This is a genomic window from Pseudonocardia sp. Ae717_Ps2 (assembly GCF_001932475.1).
Taxonomy (GTDB): domain Bacteria; phylum Actinomycetota; class Actinomycetes; order Mycobacteriales; family Pseudonocardiaceae; genus Pseudonocardia.
Genome location: NZ_MCIS01000001.1, coordinates 589,922 through 612,672 on the forward strand (window position 1 = coordinate 589,922; position 22,751 = coordinate 612,672).

The 22,751-nt window shown below is 73.9% G+C and carries 24 protein-coding genes; 19 read left to right on the forward strand and 5 right to left on the reverse strand.

All coding sequences use genetic code 11. The features are described from left to right. Positions 1-66: 66 nt before the first annotated feature. From Ae717Ps2_RS02960 to Ae717Ps2_RS02990, 7 genes are all read left to right on the forward strand, one after another. A complete protein-coding gene (locus Ae717Ps2_RS02960; protein WP_020626372.1) occupies positions 67-999 on the forward strand; it encodes an ABC transporter permease in 933 nt (310 codons plus the stop codon). 21 nt (positions 1,000-1,020) lie between these two features. Beyond that, positions 1,021-1,995: an ABC transporter permease gene (locus Ae717Ps2_RS02965; protein WP_083695573.1), complete on the forward strand. Its 975-nt coding sequence runs from the start codon at positions 1,021-1,023 to the stop codon at positions 1,993-1,995. Positions 1,996-1,998: 3 nt separating this feature from the next. Further along, on the forward strand, positions 1,999-4,077 hold the full coding sequence (locus Ae717Ps2_RS40030) for an ABC transporter ATP-binding protein (RefSeq protein WP_075308209.1): 2,079 nt from the start codon (positions 1,999-2,001) through the stop codon (positions 4,075-4,077). Between the two features lie 66 nt (positions 4,078-4,143). Next, positions 4,144-5,259, forward strand: a complete 1,116-nt coding sequence (gene tsaD / locus Ae717Ps2_RS02975; protein ID WP_075333001.1) for a tRNA (adenosine(37)-N6)-threonylcarbamoyltransferase complex transferase subunit TsaD — start codon at positions 4,144-4,146, stop codon at positions 5,257-5,259. Between the two features lie 9 nt (positions 5,260-5,268). Beyond that, positions 5,269-6,156 carry an N-acetyl-1-D-myo-inositol-2-amino-2-deoxy-alpha-D-glucopyranoside deacetylase gene (gene mshB, locus Ae717Ps2_RS02980; RefSeq protein ID WP_075308205.1) on the forward strand — a complete coding sequence of 296 codons (888 nt, stop codon included), beginning with the start codon at positions 5,269-5,271 and terminating at the stop codon, positions 6,154-6,156. Further along, entirely contained in the window at positions 6,153-6,539 is a 387-nt protein-coding gene (locus Ae717Ps2_RS02985) for a hypothetical protein (protein WP_075308203.1), read from the forward strand. The genes mshB and Ae717Ps2_RS02985 overlap by 4 nt, the downstream gene beginning before the upstream one ends. Beyond that, positions 6,539-7,321: a hypothetical protein gene (locus tag Ae717Ps2_RS02990; protein WP_075308201.1), complete on the forward strand. Its 783-nt coding sequence runs from the start codon at positions 6,539-6,541 to the stop codon at positions 7,319-7,321. The genes Ae717Ps2_RS02985 and Ae717Ps2_RS02990 overlap by 1 nt, the downstream gene beginning before the upstream one ends. A 16-nt stretch (positions 7,322-7,337) precedes the next feature. Here Ae717Ps2_RS02990 and Ae717Ps2_RS02995 read toward each other — a convergent pair whose 3' ends face one another. After that, complete coding sequence (locus Ae717Ps2_RS02995) at positions 7,338-8,348, reverse strand: N-acetyltransferase (protein WP_083695575.1); 1,011 nt, start codon at positions 8,346-8,348, stop codon at positions 7,338-7,340. A 116-nt stretch (positions 8,349-8,464) separates the two neighbouring features. On the opposite strand from Ae717Ps2_RS02995, the gene fdxA reads away from it, so the two are divergent. From fdxA to Ae717Ps2_RS03010, 3 genes are all read left to right on the forward strand, one after another. After that, complete coding sequence (gene fdxA, locus Ae717Ps2_RS03000) at positions 8,465-8,791, forward strand: ferredoxin (RefSeq protein ID WP_075308199.1); 327 nt, start codon at positions 8,465-8,467, stop codon at positions 8,789-8,791. Then, complete coding sequence (gene dapC, locus Ae717Ps2_RS03005; protein ID WP_075308197.1) at positions 8,788-9,891, forward strand: succinyldiaminopimelate transaminase; 1,104 nt, start codon at positions 8,788-8,790, stop codon at positions 9,889-9,891. Before fdxA ends, dapC begins: the two co-directional genes overlap by 4 nt. Positions 9,892-10,124: 233 nt before the next feature. Then, positions 10,125-11,312, forward strand: a complete 1,188-nt coding sequence (locus tag Ae717Ps2_RS03010; RefSeq protein ID WP_075312342.1) for a CynX/NimT family MFS transporter — start codon at positions 10,125-10,127, stop codon at positions 11,310-11,312. A gap of 10 nt (positions 11,313-11,322) precedes the next feature. On the opposite strand, the gene Ae717Ps2_RS03015 is transcribed toward Ae717Ps2_RS03010, so the two are convergent. From Ae717Ps2_RS03015 to Ae717Ps2_RS03025, 3 genes are read right to left on the reverse strand one after another with little or no spacing between them, the layout of a single operon-like run. Then, the gene (locus Ae717Ps2_RS03015) at positions 11,323-12,303 is read right to left on the reverse strand and encodes a CHAD domain-containing protein (protein ID WP_075308195.1); all 981 of its coding nucleotides are present in this window, start codon (positions 12,301-12,303) and stop codon (positions 11,323-11,325) included. Between the two features lie 53 nt (positions 12,304-12,356). Continuing rightward, a complete protein-coding gene (gene dapD / locus Ae717Ps2_RS03020; RefSeq protein ID WP_075329826.1) occupies positions 12,357-13,292 on the reverse strand; it encodes a 2,3,4,5-tetrahydropyridine-2,6-dicarboxylate N-succinyltransferase in 936 nt (311 codons plus the stop codon). Between the two features lie 11 nt (positions 13,293-13,303). Then, the gene (locus Ae717Ps2_RS03025; RefSeq protein WP_075308193.1) at positions 13,304-14,008 is read right to left on the reverse strand and encodes a helix-turn-helix transcriptional regulator; all 705 of its coding nucleotides are present in this window, start codon (positions 14,006-14,008) and stop codon (positions 13,304-13,306) included. A gap of 479 nt (positions 14,009-14,487) precedes the next feature. Between Ae717Ps2_RS03025 and dapE the strand changes: the two genes are divergently transcribed. The 8 genes from dapE (at position 14,488) to Ae717Ps2_RS03065 (ending at position 20,093) form a co-directional block, all read left to right on the forward strand. Continuing rightward, positions 14,488-15,561: a succinyl-diaminopimelate desuccinylase gene (gene dapE / locus Ae717Ps2_RS03030; RefSeq protein WP_233147725.1), complete on the forward strand. Its 1,074-nt coding sequence runs from the start codon at positions 14,488-14,490 to the stop codon at positions 15,559-15,561. Between the two features lie 229 nt (positions 15,562-15,790). Continuing rightward, the gene (locus tag Ae717Ps2_RS03035; RefSeq protein WP_043280539.1) at positions 15,791-16,573 is read left to right on the forward strand and encodes a TIGR00730 family Rossman fold protein; all 783 of its coding nucleotides are present in this window, start codon (positions 15,791-15,793) and stop codon (positions 16,571-16,573) included. Continuing rightward, complete coding sequence (locus Ae717Ps2_RS03040) at positions 16,573-17,169, forward strand: TIGR00730 family Rossman fold protein (protein ID WP_075333002.1); 597 nt, start codon at positions 16,573-16,575, stop codon at positions 17,167-17,169. Before Ae717Ps2_RS03035 ends, Ae717Ps2_RS03040 begins: the two co-directional genes overlap by 1 nt. 4 nt (positions 17,170-17,173) lie before the next feature. Beyond that, positions 17,174-18,244 (forward strand): glucosyl-3-phosphoglycerate synthase, encoded by a 1,071-nt coding sequence (locus tag Ae717Ps2_RS03045; protein ID WP_083695578.1) that lies wholly within the window; start codon positions 17,174-17,176, stop codon positions 18,242-18,244. Beyond that, positions 18,220-18,582, forward strand: a complete 363-nt coding sequence (locus Ae717Ps2_RS03050) for a DivIVA domain-containing protein (RefSeq protein WP_020626070.1) — start codon at positions 18,220-18,222, stop codon at positions 18,580-18,582. Before Ae717Ps2_RS03045 ends, Ae717Ps2_RS03050 begins: the two co-directional genes overlap by 25 nt. Further along, positions 18,557-19,120 (forward strand): SRPBCC family protein, encoded by a 564-nt coding sequence (locus Ae717Ps2_RS03055; protein ID WP_337819610.1) that lies wholly within the window; start codon positions 18,557-18,559, stop codon positions 19,118-19,120. Before Ae717Ps2_RS03050 ends, Ae717Ps2_RS03055 begins: the two co-directional genes overlap by 26 nt. 4 nt (positions 19,121-19,124) lie before the next feature. After that, on the forward strand, positions 19,125-19,751 hold the full coding sequence (locus Ae717Ps2_RS03060) for a DNA-3-methyladenine glycosylase I (protein WP_075308187.1): 627 nt from the start codon (positions 19,125-19,127) through the stop codon (positions 19,749-19,751). A gap of 174 nt (positions 19,752-19,925) precedes the next feature. After that, entirely contained in the window at positions 19,926-20,093 is a 168-nt protein-coding gene (locus Ae717Ps2_RS03065; RefSeq protein ID WP_010241564.1) for a DUF3117 domain-containing protein, read from the forward strand. A gap of 82 nt (positions 20,094-20,175) precedes the next feature. On the opposite strand, the gene glgA is transcribed toward Ae717Ps2_RS03065, so the two are convergent. Continuing rightward, positions 20,176-21,339, reverse strand: a complete 1,164-nt coding sequence (gene glgA, locus Ae717Ps2_RS03070; protein WP_075308185.1) for a glycogen synthase — start codon at positions 21,337-21,339, stop codon at positions 20,176-20,178. Between the two features lie 146 nt (positions 21,340-21,485). Here glgA and glgC point away from each other — a divergent pair, with 146 nt between their 5' ends. Further along, positions 21,486-22,721: a glucose-1-phosphate adenylyltransferase gene (gene glgC, locus Ae717Ps2_RS03075; RefSeq protein ID WP_051050304.1), complete on the forward strand. Its 1,236-nt coding sequence runs from the start codon at positions 21,486-21,488 to the stop codon at positions 22,719-22,721. Positions 22,722-22,751 lie beyond the last annotated feature (30 nt).

Genomic DNA, 22,751 nt, shown 5'->3' on the forward strand with positions numbered 1-22,751 from the left:
CGTCCCGGCGACCCCGGGACGCGGGCCGTCGTGCGGCGTTCCCACCACACGAAAGTCCGTGCATCCATGGGCCGATTCATCCTTCGGCGGCTGCTCCAGGGGATCCTGGTCGTCGTCGTCACCGCTTTCCTGATCTTCATCGCGACGTTCTCGCTCGGGGACCCCTTCGCCTCCACCGGGGAGAAGGTCGTCCCGCCGGAGGTCGCCGCGATCAACCGCGCCAAGTTCGGTCTCGACCAGCCGCTGCCGGTCCAGTTCGTGAACTACCTCGGCAACATGGTCACCGGCGACTTCGGCCTCGACTTCGACCAGCGGCGTCCGGTCTCCCAGCTCCTCGCCGAGACCGTCCCCAACACGATCCTGCTCGCCGTCGTCGCGCTGCTGTTCCTCGTCTTGTTCGGGGTGACGGCCGGTGTGATCGCCGCGGTGCGCCGCTACTCGTTCTGGGACGTGTTCGTCACCGTCGTCTCCACCATTGGCATCGGTGTCCCGGTGTTCGTCGTCGCGATCTTCCTGGTCGCGAACGTCTCGGGAGTCGGGCCGTTCCCGCCGGTACCGCGCAGCTTCCTCGAGGAGGTGCCCTGGTACTGGGACGTGATCCTGCCCGCGTTCACCCTCGCGATCATCGAGTCGGCGTTCGTCGCCCGGCTGATGCGGGGGTCGATGTTGGAGGTCCTGCAGGCCGACTACATCCGCACCGCGCGCGCCAAGGGTCTGTCCGAGCGGACGGTCATCGGCAAACACGCCATGCGGACGTCGCTGCTACCCGTCGTCACCTTCGTCGGGCTCACCCTGGGCACCTACATCGGTGGCGCGATCGTCACCGAGACGGTGTTCCAGTACAACGGCGCCGGGTTCCTGCTGGCCCGCGCGATCACGAACAACAACGCGCCGGTCATCATGGCGGTGGTCGTCTACAGCGTGGTGGCCTACGTGCTGCTCTCCATGCTCGTCGACATCCTCTACGCCTACCTCGACCCGCGCATCCGCCTGAGCTGACTGAGTGAGGCGATCCCTCGCATGAACCCACCACCCACCCCCGGCGCGCCGGCCACCGATCCGGCCGCCGCGCTCGGACTGCCCGGCGGCGACCCCGCCGAGGCCGTCACGCCGGTCCCCGACGGCCGCCGCCGTGGACGGTCCAATGGCCAGTTCGCCGAGATCTGGCGGCGCTACCGCCGCAACAAGCTCGCCATGGCCGGGCTGGTCATCGTCGCGTTCGAGATCGTCATGGCGATCATCTCGCCGTTCTCGACGCCCTACGACCCGTTCGAGCAGAACCTGCTCAACACGCTGCAGCCGCCGTCGTCGGCGCACTTCTTCGGCACCGACGTCCTCGGCCGAGACCTGTACTCCGGGATCATCTACGGCGTCCGGCTGGCGATGATCGTCGGTCTGTCCGTGGTCTTCTTCTCCCTCGTCCTCGGGCTGACGCTCGGTGCGCTCGCCGGGTTCAAGGGCGGCGCGTGGGACGCGGTCATCGCCCGGATCATCGACATCTTCCTTGCGTTCCCACCACTGGTGGGTGCCCTGGTGATCGTCCGCGCGGTCGGCGGTGGGACGCTCCCGGTCGTCATCGCACTCGTCGCGCTGGGCTGGATGACGACCGCCCGGCTGATGCGTGGCCAGGTGCTGGCCCTGCGGGAGGCCGAGTACGTCGAGGCGGCCCGCTCGATCGGGGCGGGCACCCGGCGGATCCTGACGCGGCACATCCTGCCCAACGCCGTGGCACCGGTGCTCGTGTACTCGTTCACCTCGATCGGCGTCGTCGTGGTCGCGATGGCGACCCTGTCCTACCTCGGTGTCGGTGTCCCGCCGGACGTCCCGGAGTGGGGCCGGTTGATCTCGCAGGCCTCCCAGTACCTGTCGGTGCCGGGCAAGAGCTTCCTGTGGATCTTCCCGTCCGCCGCCATCGCGATCACCACGCTGGGCTTCGCGTTCGTGGCCGACGGCCTGCGCGACGCCCTCGACCCCAAGCTGCGCGGGAGGAACTGACCCGTGACCGAGAACCGAAGCGAGCACATGCTCGAGGTGCGCGACCTGCGGGTGCACTTCTCCACCGACGCCGGCGTGGTCAAGGCCGTCGACGGCGTCAGCTGGCACGTCGACCGGGGCGAGACCCTGGCGATCGTCGGTGAGTCCGGCTCCGGGAAGTCGGTGTCGGCGATGAGCCTGATGGGCCTCGTCCCGACCCCGCCCGCGACGTTCCCCAGCGGCGAGGTGCTGCTGGAGGGCCGCTCGCTGCTGACGATGTCGGAGTCCGAGCAGCGCAAGCTGCGCGGCAAGGACATCGCGATGATCTTCCAGGATCCGCTGACCGCGCTGAACCCGGTCTACAAGGTGGGCGACCAGATCGCCGAGATGATCCGGGCCCACGACCGGCAGGCGGGCAAGGTGACCGCCCGCCGTCGCGCCGTCGACCTGCTCGGCGAGGTCGGCATCCCGAATCCGGCCACGCGGGCGTCGCAGTACCCGCACGAGTTCTCCGGCGGGATGCGCCAGCGCGCGATGATCGCGATGGCGCTCGCGAACGACCCGAAGGTCCTGCTGGCCGACGAGCCGACCACCGCGCTCGATGTCACCGTGCAGGCCCAGATCATGAACCTGCTCGAGAAGCTCCAGGAGCAGCGTGAGACGGCGATCGTCCTGATCACCCACGACCTGGGCCTGGTTGCGGCGCACGCCGACCGGATCATGGTCATGTACGCGGGCAAGGTCGTCGAGACCGGGACCAACGACGAGATCTTCGCCGAGCCGCGGCACGCCTACACCTACGGGCTGCTGTCGTCGCTGGCGCGGATGGACCAGGCCCGGCCGGAGAAGCTGGAGCCGATCCCCGGGCAGCCGCCGAACCTCGCGCACGTCCCGTCGGGCTGCGCGTTCCACCCGCGCTGCCGGTTCGCCACGTCGTCGTGCGCGGAGAAGACCCCGGAGCTGGTCCAGATCTCCGACCGGCCCGGCCACCTGCACGCCTGCCTGCACCCCGACGAGGTGGGCCAGGCCGCCGCCACGCCGCGGGAGCCGGCCGTCCCGGGATCCGAGGCGCGCGTCGCGGAGACGTCGGACGGCGAGCCGATGCTGCGCACCGCGGGGCTGACCAAGTCCTTCCCGATCCGCTCCGGGGTGCTGTTCCAGCGCACGGTCGGCGTGGTGCAGGCCGTCGACGGCATCGACCTGGAGATCCCCGAGGGGCAGACGCTGTCGCTGGTCGGCGAGTCCGGCTGCGGCAAGTCCACCGCGGCCCGGGCGATCCTGCGGCTGCACGAGCCCACCGCGGGCAGCGTGCACGTCAACGGCCGCGACGTGACCGCGCTCGGACAGGGGGAGCTGCGCTCGGCCCGGGAGGACATGCAGATCGTCTTCCAGGACCCGTACGCGTCGCTGAACCCACGCATGACCGTCCGGTCGATCCTGTCGGAGAAGTACGAGCTCCTCGGCGGTGAGCTCACCGACTCCACGATCCCGGAGCTGCTCGAGACCGTGGGGCTCTCGGCCGAGTACGCCGAGCGCTACCCGCACGAGTTCTCCGGCGGGCAGCGCCAGCGCGTCGGCATCGCCCGAGCGATCGCGCTGAACCCGAAGTTCGTGGTGCTCGACGAGCCGGTCTCGGCCCTGGACGTGTCCATCCAGGCCCAGGTGCTCAACCTCCTCGAGCAGCTGCAGCGCGACTTCGGGCTGACCTACCTGTTCATCGCCCACGACCTGTCGGTGGTACGCCACATCTCCGACCGCGTCGCGGTGATGTACCTGGGCAACGTCGTCGAGGTCGCCGACCGCGACGACCTGTTCGACCGGCCGCAGCACCCCTACACCCAGGCGCTGATCTCGGCGGTTCCCGTCCCGGACCCACAGGTCGAGCGGGTGCGCGAGCGGATCGTGCTGACCGGGGACGTGCCCAACCCGGCCGACCCGCCGTCGGGCTGCCGGTTCCGCACCCGGTGCTGGAAGCACCTGGAGCTGTCCGACACCGACAAGGCGCGTTGCATCGACGAGAAGCCGGTCCTGGAGATCGCGTCCGGGCCGGGGCACCGGGTGGCCTGCCACTTCGCCGAGGAGCGCGCGCTCCTGCGGACCTGACCGAGCGGACCCGCCGGACCAGGGCCCCACGGCCACGACACGCCACCCGGTGCGAAACTGGGTGGCGTGTCGCTGGTTCTGGGGATCGAGACGTCGTGCGACGAGACCGGTGCCGGTCTCGTCCGGGACGGGGTGCTGCTCGGCGAGGGGCTGGCGTCGTCGGCGGACGAGCACGCCCGTTTCGGCGGTGTGGTCCCGGAGGTCGCGGCCCGTGCCCACGTGAGCGCGGTGACCCCGATGGTGCGCGCGGCCGTCGAGGCGGCCGGGGTGTCGCTGTCCGACGTCGACGCCGTCGCCGTCACCGCGGGGCCGGGGCTGTCGGCGGCGCTGCACGTCGGTGTCGCGGCGGCGAAGGCGTACGCGGCGGCCCTGGACGTGCCGCTCTACGGGGTGCACCACCTCGCCGGGCACGCCGCCGTCGACGTCCTGGAGCACGGGCCGCTGCCCGACCGCTGCGTCTGCCTGATCGTGTCCGGCGGGCACACCTCGCTGCTGGCGCTGGGCGACCTGGCCCGCGATCCCGTCGAGCACCTCGGCGACACCGTCGACGACGCCGCGGGGGAGGCCTTCGACAAGGTCGCCCGGCTGCTGGGCCTGCCCTACCCGGGCGGCCCGTCGGTGTCGCGGGCCGCCCTCGACGGCGACCCGGCCGCGATCGCGTTCCCGCGTCCGATGACCGGCCCGCGCGACGCCGCGTTCGGCTTCTCCTTCTCCGGGCTCAAGACCGCCGTGGCCCGGCACGTCGAGGCGGCCCAGGATGCGGGCCGCGCGGTCCCGGTGCCCGACGTCGCCGCGTCGTTCCAGATGGCCGTGGTGGACGTCCTGGTCCGCAAGGCGCTGCGGGCGTGTGCCGAGCGCGGCGCGGACACCCTGCTCATGGTCGGCGGGGTCGCGGCGAACCGGGTGCTGCGCACCGAGATGGAGCGCGCCTGCGCCGCCGCCGGGATCACCCTGCGGGTTCCCGTACCGCGGCTGTGCACCGACAACGGCGCGATGATCGCGGCCCTGGGTGACCTGCTGGTCCGCGACGGCGTCGCGCCCGCGGGGCTGGCCGGGACCGCCGTCCCGACCGTTCCGCTGACCGGCGCGACGATCACGTTTCCCCCGGCGACGGGGGAGGCGGCGGAGTACCCGCTGCCCGTCGTGCCCCACGCCGCGGCGGGGTCGATCATCGCCCCGTAGGCTCCTCGGGTGCCTGCTCGTCGCCTCCTGCTCGTCCACGCCCACCCGGACGACGAGACCCTGACCACCGGCGGGACCATCGCCCGCTACACCGCCGATCCCGACTGCGAGGTCACCGTGGTGACCTGCACCCTCGGTGAGGAGGGCGAGGTGATCGGACCGGAGCTGGCCGAGCTCGCCCCGGACCGCGGTGACCAGCTCGGCGGTTACCGCATCCGCGAGCTCGACGCCGCGCTGGCCGCCCTCGGCGGGCCCCGGCACCGCTGGCTCGGTGGCCCCGGGCGCTGGCGCGACTCCGGCATGGTGCTGGCCGGGCACGGGACCCGCGCGGCGCTGCCGCCGGAGCTGCACCCGCGGGCGTTCGCCGCCCCGGAGCCGTTCGGCACCCAGCTCGCGCAGCTGTTGGAGATCATCGACGAGGTCCGCCCGCAGGTGCTGGTCTCCTACGCCTCCGACGGCAGCTACGGCCACCCCGACCACGTCCGCGCGCACGAGCTGGCCGTCGCCGCCGCCGGGGCGCGCCCGGACGTCGTCGCCAAGCTGTACTTCGCGGTCCGGTCGAGCGCGCTGCTCGACGCCGGGCTCGCCGAGCTGCACTCCGCCCTCGGCGGGGACCCGGACCGCACCGGGCTGCGCTGGCCGGAGCCCGACGAGCACCCCGGCCACGACGTCGGGGCCGTCACGACCCGGGTCGACGTCGACGCCCACGACGACGCACGCGTCGCCGCGATGCGGGCACACGCCACCCAGATCGACGTCCGCAGCGGCGACGGCTGGGTCGCGTTCGCGATGAGCAACGGCATCGTGCAGCCGCTGCTGGGGGTCGAGGAGTACGTGCTCGCCGGTGCGCCGCCCGGCACGATGGAGTCGGACCTGTTCGAGGGGGTCGACGGATGAGCGACGTGACGAGGCTCCCGCTCGCGCTGGTGCTGCTGGTGATCTCGGTGCTGCTGGTGGCCTTCGAGCTGATGTTCCAGATGCTCTACATCGGGCCGGTCCCGGTGCCGCTGGGCACGGTGATCGTGGTCGTCTCGCTGCCGTGGCTGATCCACACCACGGTCACCGAGATCCTCCCGACCCCGGCGGGTGCCGCCGCCCCGCTGGTCGTGTGGTTCGCGGCGGTGCTCGTGCTCGGCTTCTTCGGGCCGGGCGGGGACCTCCTGCTCCCGGTGAACTGGGAGTCGCTGCTGCTGCTCGTCGCCGGCGCCGTGACCGGTGTCGTGTCGTTCCGCAGGGCGCTCGACCGGCTGGCGGACGGCCGCGACCGTAGGGTCAGCTGATGACGATCTCCGACGACGATCTGGTGCGGGTCCTGCGCCCGTTCGTGCGGGCGACCCGGCCGGTGCTCGACGGGCTGCGTGAGTCCGACCCGTTCGGCCTGCGCGCCCGGGTGACGCCCGGCCCGGACCGCGCGGTGGACACGAGCGACGAGGAACGCTCGTTGGCCGACAAGATCCTCGACGCGCTGGCGTCGGTGAAGGTCCCCGGCACCTCGGCCTGGGCGGCGATGGACGTCCCCGCCCGCAGCGACTGGTGGGTCTACCGGGTCGGCCGGTTCACGACGCTGATCGCCGCGATCCCGGGCCTGGGCGGGGCGCTGGCGCGCACCCTGCCGGTGTCCGACGCCGTCGGCGCGGCGGGGGAGGGGTTGCTGCTCGTCGCGATCGCGGGCGAGCACGGGGTGCGCTCGGAGGACCGGCTCGTCGAGCTGCTGGCGTCGGTGCTGTTCCAGCGTGAGCTCGACCTCGCCGCCCGGGAGCTCACCGCGGCCGAGGACGCCGCGGCCGACGCCCGCGCCGAGGAGCTCACCGGTGACCTCGCCGGCGACGGCGGCAAGCGGGCCACGCTCAAGCGTGTGGGCAGCGCCGTCTGGCGCCTCGGACGGGCCCTGTGGGGTGTGGAGGACGAGCTCGACAAGCGTCCGCACGGCCGCTTCTACCACCAGTGGCTCGGGCTGCTGCCGGTCGTCGGCGTCGTCGGGAAGTACCTGGGGGAGTGGTCGGGGCTCAAGCGTGCCGCCAAGCAGGCCCGCGCCTGGCTGCTCGCCCGCGGGTTCGCCTGAGCTCCTGATCCTCCGGTCAGGCAGGCTCCGGGGGAACCAGGTAGTGGTAGCGGTGGTGGTCGGTCCAGCCGGTGCCGCGGTAGAGGGCGAGCGCGGCGGGGTTGTCGTCGGCGACGTCGAGCATCCCGTGCCGCGCACCGTGCGCCGCGCCCCAGGCCAGAGCCTGTCCGGTGAGCCGGGACGCGAGCCCGCCCCGCCGCGCGGCCGGGACAACCCACAGGCGTGACACGTAGACGTGGTCGTCGACGACGGCGGCGCGCACCGACGCGACCGGCGTCCCGTCGGCGTCGGCGAGCGTGCCGAACCCGACCTCGACGGGGTCCGTGCTCGTCCCTTTGCTCTGCTCACCGGGACGCAGCACCTCGGCAGGCGCCCCGGTCAGCACCGCCCACGCGGGCGCGCCGGGCGCGGGTTCCGGCTCGCCCTGCGCGGCCCACCAGTCGGGTCCGGGCGTTGCGGGCCACCGCGGTGCCGGGGCGTCGGACGCGGCGCGGGTGACGAGCACGCTGCAGGTCCCGGGGCCCTCGTCCCGCACCCAGCCCGCTTCGATCACCCGGTTCGACCAGGGCGCCTCCACCGGGGCCTGCACCACCGGGACGATGCCGTGCCGCCCGGCGAACTCCCGCACCCGTTCCAGGGCGCGTTCCACCGGCATCCCCGGGTCCCCGAGTGCGAGCGCGGAGTTCGCCCGCCGGGTCCAGCCGCCAGCCGCGCGCAGCAGCCAGCCGCCCAGCTCCTCGACGACCGGTGCCGGCCAGGCCGTCGCCCGCACGCGTTCCAGCCGGTCCACCGCCGCACGCGACGCCCGCCGGGCCGGGGCGGGCGGCACCTCCCGGACGGCGACGACGGCGTCGCGCCGCACGTGGACCGGCCCCGACCGGGTGTGGACGATGACCGCGTCGGGCCCGTCGGGCTCCAGCTCACCGACCGCGTCGGTCAGTCCGGGGCCCGGCGCGTCCTCCGGCGCGATGCGGTGGCGCAGGGCCACTCGCCGTCCTGCCAGCTCGTCGAGCATGAAGCCGACCACCTCACTCCTGCCCCGCCGGGGGCCGCGGGTTAACCTGCGAGCGTCCCAGTTTGACCGGGCACCCCACCACCACATGATCGCCGGGTGCCCGCTGCTCCGAGTGGAGGACCACCGAAGTGACCTACGTGATCGCCGAACCCTGCGTCGACCTGCTCGACAAGGCGTGTATCGAGGAATGCCCGGTGGACTGCATCTACGAGGGTGGACGGATGCTCTACATCCACCCCGACGAGTGCGTCGACTGCGGTGCGTGCGAGCCGGTCTGCCCGGTCGAGGCCATCTACTACGAGGACGATGTCCCCGACCAGTGGGCCGCCTACACCAAGGCCAATGTGGACTTCTTCGAGGAGCTGGGCTCGCCCGGCGGGGCGTCGAAGCTCGGCAAGGTCGACCGTGACGTGGAGCCGGCCAAGAGCCTGCCCCCGCAGGAACACGACGAGTGAGCAGGCTCGACCTCCCCGACTTCCCGTGGGACTCGCTGACCGGCGCGCGCGAGCGCGCGGCGGCGCACCCCGACGGCATCGTCGACCTGTCGGTCGGCACCCCGGTGGACCCGGTCCCCGGGGTGCTGCGGGAGGCGTTGGCCGGGCCGGCCGCCGCCGAGCCCGGCTACCCGACGACGCACGGCCCGGCGTCGCTGCGTGAGGCGGTCGTCGCCTCGTTGCAGCGGCGCTTCGGCGTGCCCGGGGTCGACCCGGCCGCGGTGGTGCCCACGATCGGCTCGAAGGAGCTGGTCGCCTGGTTGCCGACGCTGCTGGGACTCGGCGCTGGCGACACCGTCGTCATCCCGGAGCTCGCGTACCCGACCTACGAGGTCGGGGCCCGGTTGGCGGGGGCCGAGCACGTCCGTTCCGACGGCCTCACCGCCGCCGGTCCGGCACGGGTCCGGCTGGTCTGGCTGAACTCGCCGTCGAACCCGACCGGCCGGGTCCTGCCGGTCGAGCACCTGCGCAAGGTCGTGACCTGGGCCCGGGAGCGGGGCGCGGTCGTCGCCTCCGACGAGTGCTACCTCGGTCTGCCCGGCGACGCCGAGCCGGCGCCGCGCTCGGTGCTGCACCCCGACGTCTGCGACGGCGACTCCACCGGCCTGCTGGCGGTTCACTCGCTGTCGAAGGTGTCGAACCTGGCCGGGTACCGCGCCGGGTTCGTCGCCGGGGACCCGGCGCTGGTGTCGGGGCTGCTGGAGGTCCGCAAGCACGCGGGCATGATCGTTCCGCGTCCGGTGCAGGCCGCTCTGGAGGCGGCCGTCTCCGACGACGCGCACGTCGCCGAGCAGGCCGCCCGCTACGACGCCCGTCGCACCCGCCTGCGGGCCGGGCTGGAGAAGGCCGGGCTCACGATCGAGCACTCGCAGGCCGGGCTCTACCTGTGGGCGAGCGCGGACGAGCCGTGCCGCGACACCGTGGACCGGCTCGCCGGTCTGGGGATCCTTGTCGCTCCCGGCGAGTTCTACGGGCCCGCGGGCGCCCGGCACGTCCGGGTGGGGCTGACCGCGCCGGACGAGCGCATCGACGCCGCCGTGGATCGGCTCGGGACCGCCTGAACCCCCGACTGTCGTTGCGATAGGCAAGGACCCGGGAGAGGATCGGCGGATCAGTCACGACGCCGGTGCAGCGATCCGGCAGGCGAAGGAGCCGTCGAATGCAGGCACCGCGTCCCTGCAACCCCGGTGGCGCCGACCCGTCCGCGTCGTCCGGTCCCGGCACGGCCTCCGGGCCGGCCGCGCATCGCGACCCGGGTCCGGGGTCGGGGCGACCGGTCGGGAGGCACCCGGCCGTGCGACCGGCACTGGTCCTGTTCGGGGTGCTCGCCCTCGCGGTGAACCTGCGGGCCGGGCTCGCCGGCTACCCGCCCCTGCTGGAGACCGCCCGCGCCGACCTCGGGATCGGGGCGGGCGCGGCGGGTCTGGTCCAGGCCGGTGCGGTGCTGATGATGTCGGCGGGCTCGTTCGGCGCGGCCGCCGTCGCCACCCGGGTCGGCCGTGAACGGCTACTGGGTGTCGCCGTGGCGACGATCGGGGTCGGCAGCCTGCTGCGGTCGGTGGCGGCACTGCCGGCCCTGGTCGGCGGCTCGGTGCTGGTCGGGCTCGGCATCGGGGTGTCCGGGGTGCTGCTCACCGGGGTCGTGAAGGAGCACCTGGCCGAGCGGGCCGGCGCGGTGACCGGCGCCTACGTCGTCTCGATGATGATCGGCGCGACGGTCGCCTCCGCCGTCGCGGTGCCCCTGGCCGTCGCGCTGGGCGGATGGTCCTTCTCGCTCGCGGTGTGGGCGGTGCCCGCGGTGCTCGCCGTCGCGGTGTGGGCACCGGTGGCGAGCCGGATCGGTCGCGCCCGCCCGGACACCCCGGACGCGCGGGGAACGACCGACGACGGCCCGTCGGTCGCCGAGGAGGTCCGGGTCCGTCACGACCCGTTCGCCCGCCGCATCGCCTGCTACCTGGCGGGCTCGTCGACGATCTTCTACGGCTGGCTGACCTGGCTGTCCCCGTTCTACGAGTCCCAGGGCTGGTCACCGCAGGCAGCGGGGCTCCTTCTCGCGGTGTGGGGCATCGCGCAGATCCCGGCGGCCCTGCTGTTCCCGGCCGCGGCCGAGCGACGACGCCGGTGGCGGTTCTGGGCGGCCCTGACCGTGCTCAGCTCCGCCGCGGGGACGCTCGGGGTGCTGCTCGCCCCCGCGCCGGGTTCACCGTTGCCGTGGCTGTGGGCGGTCCTGATCGGCATCGGGGTCGGCGCGGGGTTCCCGCTGGGCCTGACGGTGATCGCCTGGCGCACGCCGACCCCGGCCCGCAGCGCCGCCGTCAGCGGGTTCGGCCTCGGGATCGGCTACTTCTGCGCCGGGATCGGGCCGCTGGTGATGGGGGTGGTCATCGACGCCGCCGGGTTCCCGCCCGCGATCGGGCTGCTCCTGATCGGTGCCGGGCTGCAGGGCGTCGCGGTGGTCCGGATCGGGGACCGCCCGCGCTGAGCGGTCCGGCTCAGAGGACCTCGGCCTGCTCGGCCAGGTGCTCCCACGCGGCCCACCACTGCTCGCGCAGCGCCTCGGCGCGGGCCCGTTCGCGCTCGACCAGCCGGCCGCCGACGAAGACCTCGTGGGCGTCGGGTCCGGGGCCCAGTTCGTCGAGCAGGGCGCGGATGCGGTGCTCGGCGACGCAGGCGTCCTGGTGGTCTCCCAGGACCTCCTGCAGCCCGGCGGCGGCCTTGAGCATCCGCCGGACCTGGCGGGCGTCCTCGGTGCGGGACCCGTCCTCGTCGCGCATCGCCGGCTCGACGAGCTCACCGGTGTAGCGCAACCGCTTGGTGCGGATCCGCAGGTCGTGCAAGGTCATGTCCGGCGGGTTCGGCCCGGCGCGACGCACCGCCTTCACGAGCTTGCGGGTCTCGGCCCGGACCAGCTCGATCAGCTCGGGGCGGGCGACCTCCGCCGGCGGCTCCGGCAGCGGCGCCGAGACGGCCTCGACCAGCGAGCGACGCAGTGCGGCGTACCGGTCGGAGTCGAGCTCGTCCAGCATCTCGGCGCGGGCACCGACCCGGTCGGCCTCCAGCACCGCGACCAGCCGCTCACCGGCGGCCAGCTCGGCCGGGGGCAGCGTGGACACCTCGCCGCGCAGGCGGTCGATCATCACGTCGAGGTCGCGCACCGGGCCGAGCGCCCGGCCGAGCCGGCCGAGCTCGGCCCGCAGCAGGTCCGCCCAGGTCTGATCGAGCAGGGGGCGGGCGGCCTTGAGCGCCGCCCGCATCCGCCGCACCGAGACCCGCATCTGGTGCAGGTCCTCGATGTCGGACCCGTCGCGTACACCGGGTTCGTGCCGCAGCATCGCGCGCAGCCGCTTGTCCAGGAGCGCACGGACGTGCGCCACCGCCGGGTCCTGCGGCCCGGCGGTCAGCGGCTCACCGAGGTCCGCGGCGCCGTAGAGGTCGTTCCCCGGAGGCTGCGCAGCCCCGTCCGTACCCACCATGTCCCTGCCGTCCTGCTCTTGTGGGTGTTCCGCCGTGAACCGCTGCCGGGCCGTCAGTTGGCGTGCAGCGCGGCGTTGAGGGCGATGCCGTCGCCGGTGCGGGCCAGCACCTCGACGGCGCCGGACACCGAGTTGCGACGCAGCAGCAGCCCGTTGCGGCCGGACAGCTCGCGTGCCGCGGTGGTGCTGCCGTCGGGCAGCGTGACCTTGGTGCCTGCGGTGAGGTAGAGGCCGGCCTCGACCACGCAGTCGTCGCCGAGGGAGATGCCCAGGCCGGCGTTCGCGCCGAGCAGGCAGCGGCGGCCGATCGAGATGACCTCCTTGCCACCCCCGGACAGCGTCCCCATGATCGAGGCACCGCCGCCGACGTCCGAGCCGTCCCCGACGACGACCCCGGCCGAGATCCGGCCCTCGACCATCGACGCGCCGAGGGTGCCGGCGTTGAAGTTGACGAAGCCCTCGTGCATGACGGTCGTGCCCTCGGCCAGGTGCGCGCCGAGCCGGACGCGGTCGGCGTCACCGATCCGCACGCCGGCGGGGATCACGTAGTCGACCATCCGCGGGAACTTGTCGACGTGGGTGACGGTCACCGGACCGCGGCCGCGCAGCTTCGCCCGGGTGAGCTCGAACCCGGGGACCGGGCACGGGCCGTGGTTGGTCCAGACGACGTTGGCGAGCAGCCCGAACTGGCCCTCGAGGTTCACCTGGTGGGGCTGGACGAGGCGGTGGCTGAGCAGGTGCAGTCGGAGGTAGACGTCGGCGGCGTCGGCCGGTGCGTCGGCGAGCGAGCGGATCTCGGTGCGCACGACCTCGGTGCGGACCTCACGCAGCTCGTCGGTCCCGACGAGGGGCTGCAGCTCGGCACCGTTGTCGGACGCGTCCCCGCCCAGCACCGGAGCCGGGTACCAGACGTCGAGGACGGTGCCGTCGGTCGTGACCGTGGCCAGGCCGGTTCCGGAAGCGCCTTCGCGGCGGTACTCGGTGCTCACGGGCCCCGAACCTACCGTCCCGCCGTCGCCCACGGCACGCCGCGGTGGGTGCGCCGGGACACGTCGGCATGATCGGCCGCCCGCACCGCGAGCAGCACCGCGGCGGCCTGCAGGTAGCGGAGCACCGCGGCCGGCGCGAACGGCGGCGGTGGTGGGTCCGGGAGCCGCCCGCACGCCCGGCACCGGGCCTGCAGCACCATCCAGTGCTCGACCGTCGGCGGTGGCGGCGCGGTGCGGAACTGCGCGACCCGCACCTCCCACACGCTGCGCCGCCGCATCGCATCGCGCAGCGCCCGATCCCGGTGGAACGTCTCCGGCGGGCGCGCGCAGCCGTACCGGTCGCCCCACCACTCACCGGGCAGCGGATCGAGGATCACGTCCAGATGCGACGGGAACCGGCGGCCCGCCCCGTCACGCAGGTCACCCGGCGGGTCCTCCATCGGCGGCACTCGCCGGTTTTCCGCGTCCACGACGACCATCCGCAGCCCCGCGACCGCCAGGATCGCCGCCAGCGTGTCCAGCGCCGGCGCGAGCGACCGGCTCTCGATCCGGGCGATGGTCGACGGCGCCAGCCCCGTCCGCTCCGCGAGCTCCCGCTGTGACAGGTCCGCGCTGCGCCGCACCCGCCGGACGAGCCCGGACAGATCGGGCACGACGACGTCGACCGGCGCCGGCGGCGGCTCCTCGGGCAACCGGTCGCCCTCGATGATGTCCATGCACCGACCCTGCGCCCACGAGCCCGGGATGCACCGGTGACCTGCGAACCTGTGGACAACTCGCCCGCTTGTGGACAACCGCCCGTCAGCGGTTCCGGCAACGGGCGACGCAGCGCCCGCGGCCCGGGCGGCCGTCCCGGCGGTGGTCGTCCGTGCCTCGCTTTGCTCTGCTCACCGATACGCAGCGGGCGCCCCGGGGTCGCCCCTGGAGGCGGCCGGAAACCGTTCGCAACGCCGGTCGTGCCCGGCAGCGGCAGGGACGTGCGAGACGCTCGTGGGCCCGTGCTGCGTATCGGTGAGCAGAGCAAAGCGACGACCGAGGAGCCCTCCCCGGCGGCGCGGCGGCGGCCCGGGGCACCGACCCGGCGACGCGCGGGACCGGTCCGGGGCTCCTGGGGGGCGGGCGGGTCGCGGGTGAGGGCTGTCCTGGTGGAGGGCCGTCCTGGTGGGTCGGTAGCGTCGCGCCGGTGACGACGACGCTGCCCGCGCTGGACCTCACGTCCGACCCGGTGACCCTGACCGCTGCGATGGTCGACATCGCCAGTGTGTCCGGGGACGAGCGGCGGCTCGCCGACGCGCTCGAGGTCGCGCTGCGGTCCCAGGCGCCGCATCTGGAGGTGCTGCGGTCCGGTGACGCGGTGCTCGCGCGCACGAACCTGGGGCGTCCGCACCGCGTGCTGCTGGCCGGGCACATCGACACGGTGCCGATCGCGGACAACGTGCCGTCGCGCCGTGCCGACGGGATCGTGCACGGCTGCGGCACCTCGGACATGAAGTCCGGCGACGCGGTGTTCGCGCACCTCGCGGCCACGTTGGCCGCGCCGCGGCACGACCTCACCCTGATCTTCTACGACTGCGAGGAGATCGAGGCGGAGCGCAACGGGCTCGGCCGCATCGAGCGCGAGCACGGGGACTGGCTCGACGCCGACCTCGCGATCCTCGGCGAGCCCACCGACGGTGCGCTCGAGGCCGGTTGCCAGGGCACCCTGCGCGTCGAGCTGCGGACCGCGGGGCGGCGCTCGCACTCGGCGCGCTCGTGGCTGGGGGACAACGCGATCCACCGGGCCGCGGAGATCCTGTCGCGGCTGGCCGCCTACCGGCCGCGGTGGGTGGACATCGACGGCTGCGAGTACCGCGAGGGGCTGCAGGCGGTGCGGATCGGCGGCGGGGTCGCGGGCAACGTCGTCCCCGACGAGTGCGTCGTCACGGTGAACTTCCGGTTCGCCCCGGACCGGTCCGCCGAGCAGGCCGTCGCGCACGTCCGGGAGGTGTTCGACGGGTTCCCGCTCGTAGTGACCGACCTCTCGCCGGGTGCGCTGCCGGGCCTGTCCGCACCGGCGGCCGCGGAGTTCGTCGCCGCGACCGGGGCGGTGCCGCGGGCGAAGTACGGCTGGACCGACGTCTCGCGCTTCGCCGCGCTGGGCATCCCGGCGGTCAACTACGGGCCCGGCGACCCGAACCTCGCCCACACCCGCGAGGAGCACGTCGCCGAGAACGCGATCACCGCCTGCACCGCGGTGCTGCGCCGCTACCTCGCGGGCGACTCCGCCTGATCGGAGCTCGCCTGGTCGGAGCTCGCCTGGTCGGAGACTGTCTGACCGAAGCCCGCCGGACGGCCCGCACCGGGTGACACCGCACCGGGTGACACCGCACCGACGCTGTGCCGACACCGCTGCCGACACTGCTGCCGACACTGCTGGGGTCACCCCGTCGGGCCGCCCGACACCGCCCACGACCCCACCGGCGCGGCCCGGCCGTCGCCGCCCGAATACCGTGATCACCATGGCCGACGAGAACGCCGATCCCCGGACGCTGCACGAGAAGCAGCCCGAGAAGCAGCGAGGCCCGGTGGTGCTGCGCGGCGAACGCAGCATCGAGCCGACCACCACCGACCAGCGGCTGCTCGACTCGCGCGGCCCGGCGGACTGGGTGCACACCGACCCGTGGCGGGTGCTGCGCATTCAGGCCGAGTTCGTCGAGGGGTTCGGGATGCTCGCCGAGCTCCCGCGCGCGGCCACCGTGTTCGGCTCGGCCCGCACGAAGGTCGGCTCCCCGGAGTACGAGCTGGGTCGCGAGCTCGGGGCGCGGCTCGCCGGAGCCGGGTTCGCCGTGATCACCGGGGGCGGTCCGGGCGCGATGGAGGCCGCGAACCGCGGCGCCTCCGAGGCGGGCGGGCTCTCGGTGGGGCTCGGCATCGAGCTGCCGTTCGAGCAGGGCCTGAACCCGTGGGTCGACCTCGGGATCAACTTCCGCTACTTCTTCGCCCGCAAGACGATGTTCGTCAAGTACTCGCAGGCGTTCGTCTGTCTGCCCGGCGGGTTCGGCACGCTCGACGAGCTGTTCGAGGCGCTCGTTCTCGTCCAGACCAAGAAGGTCACCAAGTTCCCGGTCGTACTGCTCGGCAGCGACTACTGGGGCGGCCTCTACGACTGGATCGCCAGGACCGTCCTGGTCGACGGCAAGATCAGCGAGAAGGACCTGGACCTGCTGCACGTCACCGACGACATCGACGACGCCGTCGACGTGGTCAACGAGGCCTACCACGCCTGGGAGGAGACGCACTGATGGCCGGTCCGGAGCCCGGGTTCGCCGTCTGCGTCTACTGCGCCAGCTCCGACGGCGTCGCCCCGCACTACCTCGCCCTCGCCCGCGAGGTCGGCCGTGCCGTCGCCGCCCGCGGCTGGACGCTCGTCTCCGGTGGGGGCCGCAAGTCGATGATGGGCGCGGTCGCGGCCGGCGCCCGGGACGGTGGCGGCCGCACCGTCGGGGTCATCCCGCGGTCCATGGTCGAGCGCGAGTGGGCCGACCACGACAGCGACGAGCTGCTCGTCGTCGAGAGCATGCGCGAGCGCAAGCAGCAGATGGAGGACCGCGCCGACGCGTTCCTCGCACTCCCCGGCGGCATCGGGACCTGCGAGGAGCTGTTCGAGGTCTGGACGGCCGGGACGCTCGGCCTGCACGGCAAACCGGTCGTGCTGCTCGACCCCGACGGCCACTGGGACGGCCTCGTCGAGTGGGTCGCCGGGCTCGTCGACCGCGGGTTCGCCTCGCGGGCCCCGATCGAGCGGCTGCGGCAGGTCCGCGGTGACGACGCCGCCCCGGCCGACCCCGCGGCGCTGGCCGGCGTGGCGCTCGACGAGTGCGCCCGTCCGCTCGTCTGAGCCCATGCCCCTCGCCGCTCGGCTCGCCGCCCGCAAGGACGGCCGTCGCGTCGCCGTCGTCCTGCCCGCCCTGGACGAGGAGGCGACGGTCGGTCCGCTCGTCGCGGGGCTGACCCGGCTGTGCGAGGGCGACCCCCCGCTGGTCGACGACCTCGTCGTCCTCGACTCCGGCAGCACCGACCGCACCGCGGAGCGCGCCGCCGCGGCCGGGGCTCGGGTGCTCGGCCGGGAACGGGCGGTGCCCGGTGTCCCGGTGCTGCCGGGCAAGGGCGAGGCGATGTGGCGTGCCGTGGTCGCTCTGGGGAGCGGGCCACGCCCGGCCGACCTGGTCTGTTTCGTCGACGCCGACCTCGTCGACCCGCACCCCGAGCTCGTCGAACGGCTCCTCGCCCCGCTGCTCACCCGGCCCGGGACCGCGCTGGTCAAGGGCTACCACCGGCGGCCGCTGACCGGCCCCGGCGGCTCCGTAGGCCCCGGCGGCAGCGACGACGCGGGCGGGCACGAGGGCGGCCGTGTCACCGAGCTGCTCGCCCGCCCCCTGCTCGCCGCCCTCCGGCCCGGGCTGCGGCACGTCCGCCAGCCCATCGGCGGTGAGTACGCCGCGACCCGGGAGCTGCTCGACCGGCTCCCGTTCGCGACCGGCTACGGCGTCGACATCGGCCTGCTGCTCGACACCGACTCCGACACCGTCGTCGGCGGGACCGCGGCCATCGCACAGGCCGACCTGGGCGTGCGCCGGCACCGCAACCGTCCGCTGCACGAGCTCGGCCACACCTCCCGGGAGGTCCTCGCCACGGCCCTGTCCCGGTGCGGGGTCGACGACTCCGGTGCCGGCCTTACCGCGTTCCTCCCCGACGACGTCGGCTCCGACGACGCCCGTCCCGGCCACGGCATGGAGACGGGATGGCGCGCCGAAACCCGTCCGCTGCGTCAGGTGGACCGGCCCCCACCAGGGCGGGTGCGCGACGGAGGGTCCGCCGAGCCGGTGGTCGCGCCCGCCGCCCGCGTGGGGTGGGACCCGTCGTCGGACCGGCGTGATGTGATGGCGGCATGGGGACCGCCCTCGCGTACGTGATCGTCCTGGCCGGCGTCGCCGCGCTGGTCTTCGTGTTGGCGGCCGCGGTCTTCGGCCGTGGGGAGGAGCTCGCCCCGCTCGCCCCGGACGCGACGCCCACCCGGCTGCCCGCCCGCGAGGTGTCCGGCGCCGACGTCCGCGACCTGCGTTTCCAGCAGGTGCTGCGCGGATATCGGATGGCCGAGGTGGACTGGGTACTCGACCGGCTGGCCGGCGAGCTGGACCGGGTCCGGTCCGACCGGCACGAGCTCGCCGACCGGGTGGCCCGGTTGGAGGCGACGATCGCGCGGATGCGCGCCGAGGAGGACCCCGGTGACGGGCAACGACAGCAGTGGTGACCGCGGGACCGCAGGCGGGGTCGGCGACCGGGCCCCGGGCGTTCGGCCGGCCGGCGGCGGCCGGGTGGAGCTGACCGTCCCGGTCGACGTCAACGTCCCCGCCGACGTCCTGTGGGAGGTCGTGTCCGACCTCGAGGGCCAGTCGGACTGGATGCTCGGCACCACCGTCGAGATCACCGCGGGCGACGGCCGCTCGGTCGGCACCGAGCTGCGCGCGGTCACCGGGGTCGGGCCGCTCGGCGTCGCCGACACGATGCGGGTCACCGAGTGGACCGAATCGCCCGTGGGGACGACGGGGCAGCGGCGGATCGTCGTGACCCACACCGGCACCGTGATCCGCGGCGACGGCGTGTTCGTCGTCGTCGAGCTCGGCCCGGCCCGGTCGCGGTTCCTGTGGACCGAGCTGCTCGACCTGCCGCTGGGGGCGCTCGGCCGGTTCGGCTGGCCGCTGGTGCGTCCCGCGTTCCGGGCCGGGGTCGCGCACTCGCTGCGGCGGATGGCCGAGGCGACCGAGGACCGCTACCGGGCGGGCCGGTGACCCGATGACGACGCCGGCGATCACGCCTCCCGACGACCGCGGCCGCTGCGACTGGGCGCTCTCGGCTCCCGACTACGTCGCCTACCACGACGACGAGTGGGGCCGGCCCGTCCACGGCACCGCGGCGTGGTTCGAGCGCCTCACCCTGGAGGGCTTCCAGTCCGGCCTGTCCTGGATCGTCGTGCTGCGCAAGCGCCCCGCGTTCCGGGAGGTCTTCGCCGGCTTCGACCCGGAGACCGTCGCCCGCTTCGGCGACGACGACGTGGTCCGCCTGCTCGGCGACGCCCGGATCGTGCGCAACCGGCAGAAGATCGAGGCCACCGTGGCGAACGCGCGCGCCGTGCTCGACATGGCCGACGCCGGCGACGACCTCGGCGCGTTCCTCGCGTCCTACGCACCGGACCCGGCCGCGCACCCGCGTCCGGCGACGCTGTCCGAGGTCCCCGGCTCCACCCGGGAGTCCACGGCGCTGTCGAAGGCACTCAAGAAGCGCGGCTTCCGGTTCGTCGGCCCCACCACCTGTTACGCGCTCATGCAGGCGACCGGTCTGGTCGACGACCACGTCGCGTACTGCTGGCGGGCCGGGGCCCTCCCGGAGGGCCCGCGGGGTACCGGACCGGGGTCGTCGTAGGGTCGCCGGGCCGTTGCGCTGCGTGAACGCCGCGGGTATCGCTCCCGAGCCGTGATCGCCTCGGTTGCACCTCGACGCCGGTGATGAGGGACAATGTGGTCTCACGGGTCGGCGCGCGCCCCGAGCGCGCACCCGGGGAAACGACAGTTGTGGATGTTGACGGAGGACGGACGAATGGCCGCGATGAAGCCCCGCACCGGCGACGGGCCCATGGAAGTCACCAAGGAGGGCCGGGGCATCGTCATGCGCGTCCCGCTCGAGGGTGGCGGGCGTCTCGTCGTCGAGATGACCCCGGACGAGGCCACCGACCTCAGTGAGGCGCTGAAGTCGACCGTCGGCTGACAGTAGACGACACGGACACGACGCGGCGGGGCCGGGAGACCGGCCCCGCCGTCGTCGTCTCCGGGGGTCCCGGCGACGGGCCTCAGGCCACCGACTCGTAGATCTCCAGCGTCCGACGGGCCATCTCGGCCCAGGCGAACTCGGCGACCGCGCGCTCCCGGCCCCGCTCGCCCATCGTCGCGGCCCGCTGCGGGTCCGCGACCAGCGCGTTGACCCCGTCGGCCAGCGCCGCCTCGAACGCGGCGGTGTCGGCCGGGTCGTAGTGCGCGAGCAGGCCGGTCACGCCGTCGTCGACGACCTCCGGGATCCCGCCGACGTCGGAGGCGACCACGGCCGTCCCGCAGGCCATCGCCTCCAGGTTCACGATGCCCAGCGGCTCGTAGACCGAGGGACACACGAACACCGTCGCCGCCGACAGCAGCTGGCGGACCTCGGTGGTGGCGAGCATCCGCTGGATCCACACGACGCCCTCGCGCGAGGCGGACAGCTCCGCCACCGCCCGCTCGGTCGAGGCCGCGATCTCCTTCGTGTCCGGGGCGCCCGCGCACAGCACGACCTGCGCCGACGGGTCGAACCGGTGCGCCGCCGCGACCAGGTGCCCGAGGCCCTTCTGCCGGGTGATCCGCCCGACGAACACCACCAGCGGCCGGTCCGGGTCGACGCCGTGCGCCAGCAGCGCGTCGCGCGCCGGGTCGGGCGCGTAGAACTGCGTGTCGATGCCGTTGTGCACCACGTGCACCAGCTCCGGGTCGATCGCCGGGTAGGCGTTCAGCACGTCGCGGCGCATGCCGTGCGACACCGCGATGACGGCGTCCGCCGCCTCGTAGGCGGTCCGCTCCACCCACGACGACAGCCGGTACCCGCCGCCGAGCTGCTCGGCCTTCCACGGCCGCAGCGGCTCCAGCGAGTGCGCCGTGACCACGTGCGGGCGCCCGTGCAGCAGGCCGCCGATGTGGCCGGCCATGTTGGCGTACCAGGTGTGGGAGTGCAGCACGTCGCAGCGCTCCAGCTCGGCGGCCATCGACAGGTCCACGCCGAGCGTGGTCAGCGCGGCGTTCGCCCCGTCCGGCAGCGGCGGCGCGGAGTGTGCGCGGGCGTCGGCCGGGGCGTCGCTGCCCGGCTCGGCGAAGCAGTGCACGTCGACGTCGACGAGCTCCCGCAGGGCGGGGACGAGATGTCCCACGTGGACTCCGGCACCGCCGTAGACGGCGGGCGGGTATTCACGGGTGAGAAGGCCGACGCGCACGGGCCGGGACGCTACCGGGGCGCCCGGACGCCGCGCGAGGAGTTCGTGCGCCCGATCCGGTCCGGTCGTGCCCGGGGTCGCGCACGGCGCACACGGCGCGGCCGGACGTATGGCCCCACCACCGAGCGGCCACTAGTGTTCACGCCATGCGACCGACCGCGCCCGGACGTCTTCCCGGCAGGGTTCTCGGCATCGTGCTGGCGGGCGGTGAGGGGAAGCGGCTCTGGCCGCTCACTGCGGACCGCGCCAAACCGGCGGTGCCGTTCGGTGGCAACTACCGGCTCATCGACTTCGTGCTGTCCAACCTCGTGAACTGCGGGATGGACCGGCTGTGCGTGCTGACCCAGTACAAGTCGCACTCGCTTGACCGGCACATCTCGACGACGTGGCGGTTGTCGTCGGTGCTCGACCAGTACATCACCACCGTCCCGGCCCAGCAGCGGCTCGGCCGGCGGTGGTACACCGGCTCGGCGGACGCGATCTTCCAGAGCCTCAACCTGGTCTACGACGACCAGCCCGAGTACATCGCCGTGTTCGGCGCCGACCACGTCTACCGGATGGATCCGGCGCAGATGATCGCCCAGCACGCCGAGTCCGGCGCGGGCGTCACCGTCGCGGGGATCCGGGTGCCGCGGGCCGAGGCGAAGGCCTTCGGCTGCATCGCCTCCGACGAGTCCGGTCGCATCACCGAGTTCCTCGAGAAGCCGTCCGACCCGCCGCACGTGCCCGACGACCCGGACGTCACGTTCGCCTCGATGGGCAACTACGTGTTCACCACCGAGGCCCTGCTCGACGCGCTGAAGGCCGACGCGGCGAACGCCGACTCCGACCACGACATGGGCGGGGACATCATCCCGGCGCTGGTCGCCAAGGGTGAGGCGCACGTCTACGACTTCGCCGACAACGTCGTGCCCGGTGCCACCGAACGGGACGCTGGCTACTGGCGCGACGTCGGGACCATCGACGCCTACTACGACGCGCACACCGACCTCGTCTCGGTGCACCCGATCTTCAACCTCTACAACCAGCGCTGGCCGATCCGCACCGCGGTGCCCGCCCTGCCGCCGGCGAAGTTCGTCGAGGGCGGCATCGCGCAGGACTCGATCGTCGGCGCGGGCACGATCATCTCTGGGGCGATCGTGCGCCGGTCGGTGATCAGCCCGAACGTGTCGGTGTCGGGCGGTGCGGAGGTCTCGGACTCGGTCGTGCTGCCGGGCGCCCGGATCGGCCGGGGCGCGGTGGTGCGGCGGGCGATCCTCGACAAGAACGTCGTCGTCCCCGACGGTGCCCTGATCGGGGTCGACCTGAACCTGGACCGCAGCCGCTACACGGTCTCCAACGGCGGCGTCGTGGTCCTGGGCAAGGGCGTCACCGCCCACTGAGCTACCTGCGGTGTGGATGCCGCGTTCGCT

Excerpts from the sequence above, each read along its gene's own strand:
- Ae717Ps2_RS03015 (WP_075308195.1), bottom strand. The coding sequence starts at position 12,303 with ATGGTGGGTACGGACGGGGCTGCGCAGCCTCCGGGGAACGACCTCTAC.
- Ae717Ps2_RS02985 (WP_075308203.1), top strand. The coding sequence starts at position 6,153 with ATGAGCGACGTGACGAGGCTCCCGCTCGCGCTGGTGCTGCTGGTGATC.
- glgC (WP_051050304.1), top strand. The coding sequence starts at position 21,486 with ATGCGACCGACCGCGCCCGGACGTCTTCCCGGCAGGGTTCTCGGCATC.
- Ae717Ps2_RS03050 (WP_020626070.1), top strand. The coding sequence starts at position 18,220 with ATGGGGACCGCCCTCGCGTACGTGATCGTCCTGGCCGGCGTCGCCGCG.
- Ae717Ps2_RS03025 (WP_075308193.1), bottom strand. The coding sequence starts at position 14,008 with ATGGACATCATCGAGGGCGACCGGTTGCCCGAGGAGCCGCCGCCGGCG.
- Ae717Ps2_RS02990 (WP_075308201.1), top strand. The coding sequence starts at position 6,539 with ATGACGATCTCCGACGACGATCTGGTGCGGGTCCTGCGCCCGTTCGTG.
- Ae717Ps2_RS03065 (WP_010241564.1), top strand. The coding sequence starts at position 19,926 with ATGGCCGCGATGAAGCCCCGCACCGGCGACGGGCCCATGGAAGTCACC.
- Ae717Ps2_RS02965 (WP_083695573.1), top strand. The coding sequence starts at position 1,021 with ATGAACCCACCACCCACCCCCGGCGCGCCGGCCACCGATCCGGCCGCC.
- Ae717Ps2_RS03045 (WP_083695578.1), top strand. The coding sequence starts at position 17,174 with ATGCCCCTCGCCGCTCGGCTCGCCGCCCGCAAGGACGGCCGTCGCGTC.
- Ae717Ps2_RS03035 (WP_043280539.1), top strand. The coding sequence starts at position 15,791 with ATGGCCGACGAGAACGCCGATCCCCGGACGCTGCACGAGAAGCAGCCC.
- Ae717Ps2_RS02960 (WP_020626372.1), top strand. The coding sequence starts at position 67 with ATGGGCCGATTCATCCTTCGGCGGCTGCTCCAGGGGATCCTGGTCGTC.
- Ae717Ps2_RS03060 (WP_075308187.1), top strand. The coding sequence starts at position 19,125 with ATGACGACGCCGGCGATCACGCCTCCCGACGACCGCGGCCGCTGCGAC.
- Ae717Ps2_RS03040 (WP_075333002.1), top strand. The coding sequence starts at position 16,573 with ATGGCCGGTCCGGAGCCCGGGTTCGCCGTCTGCGTCTACTGCGCCAGC.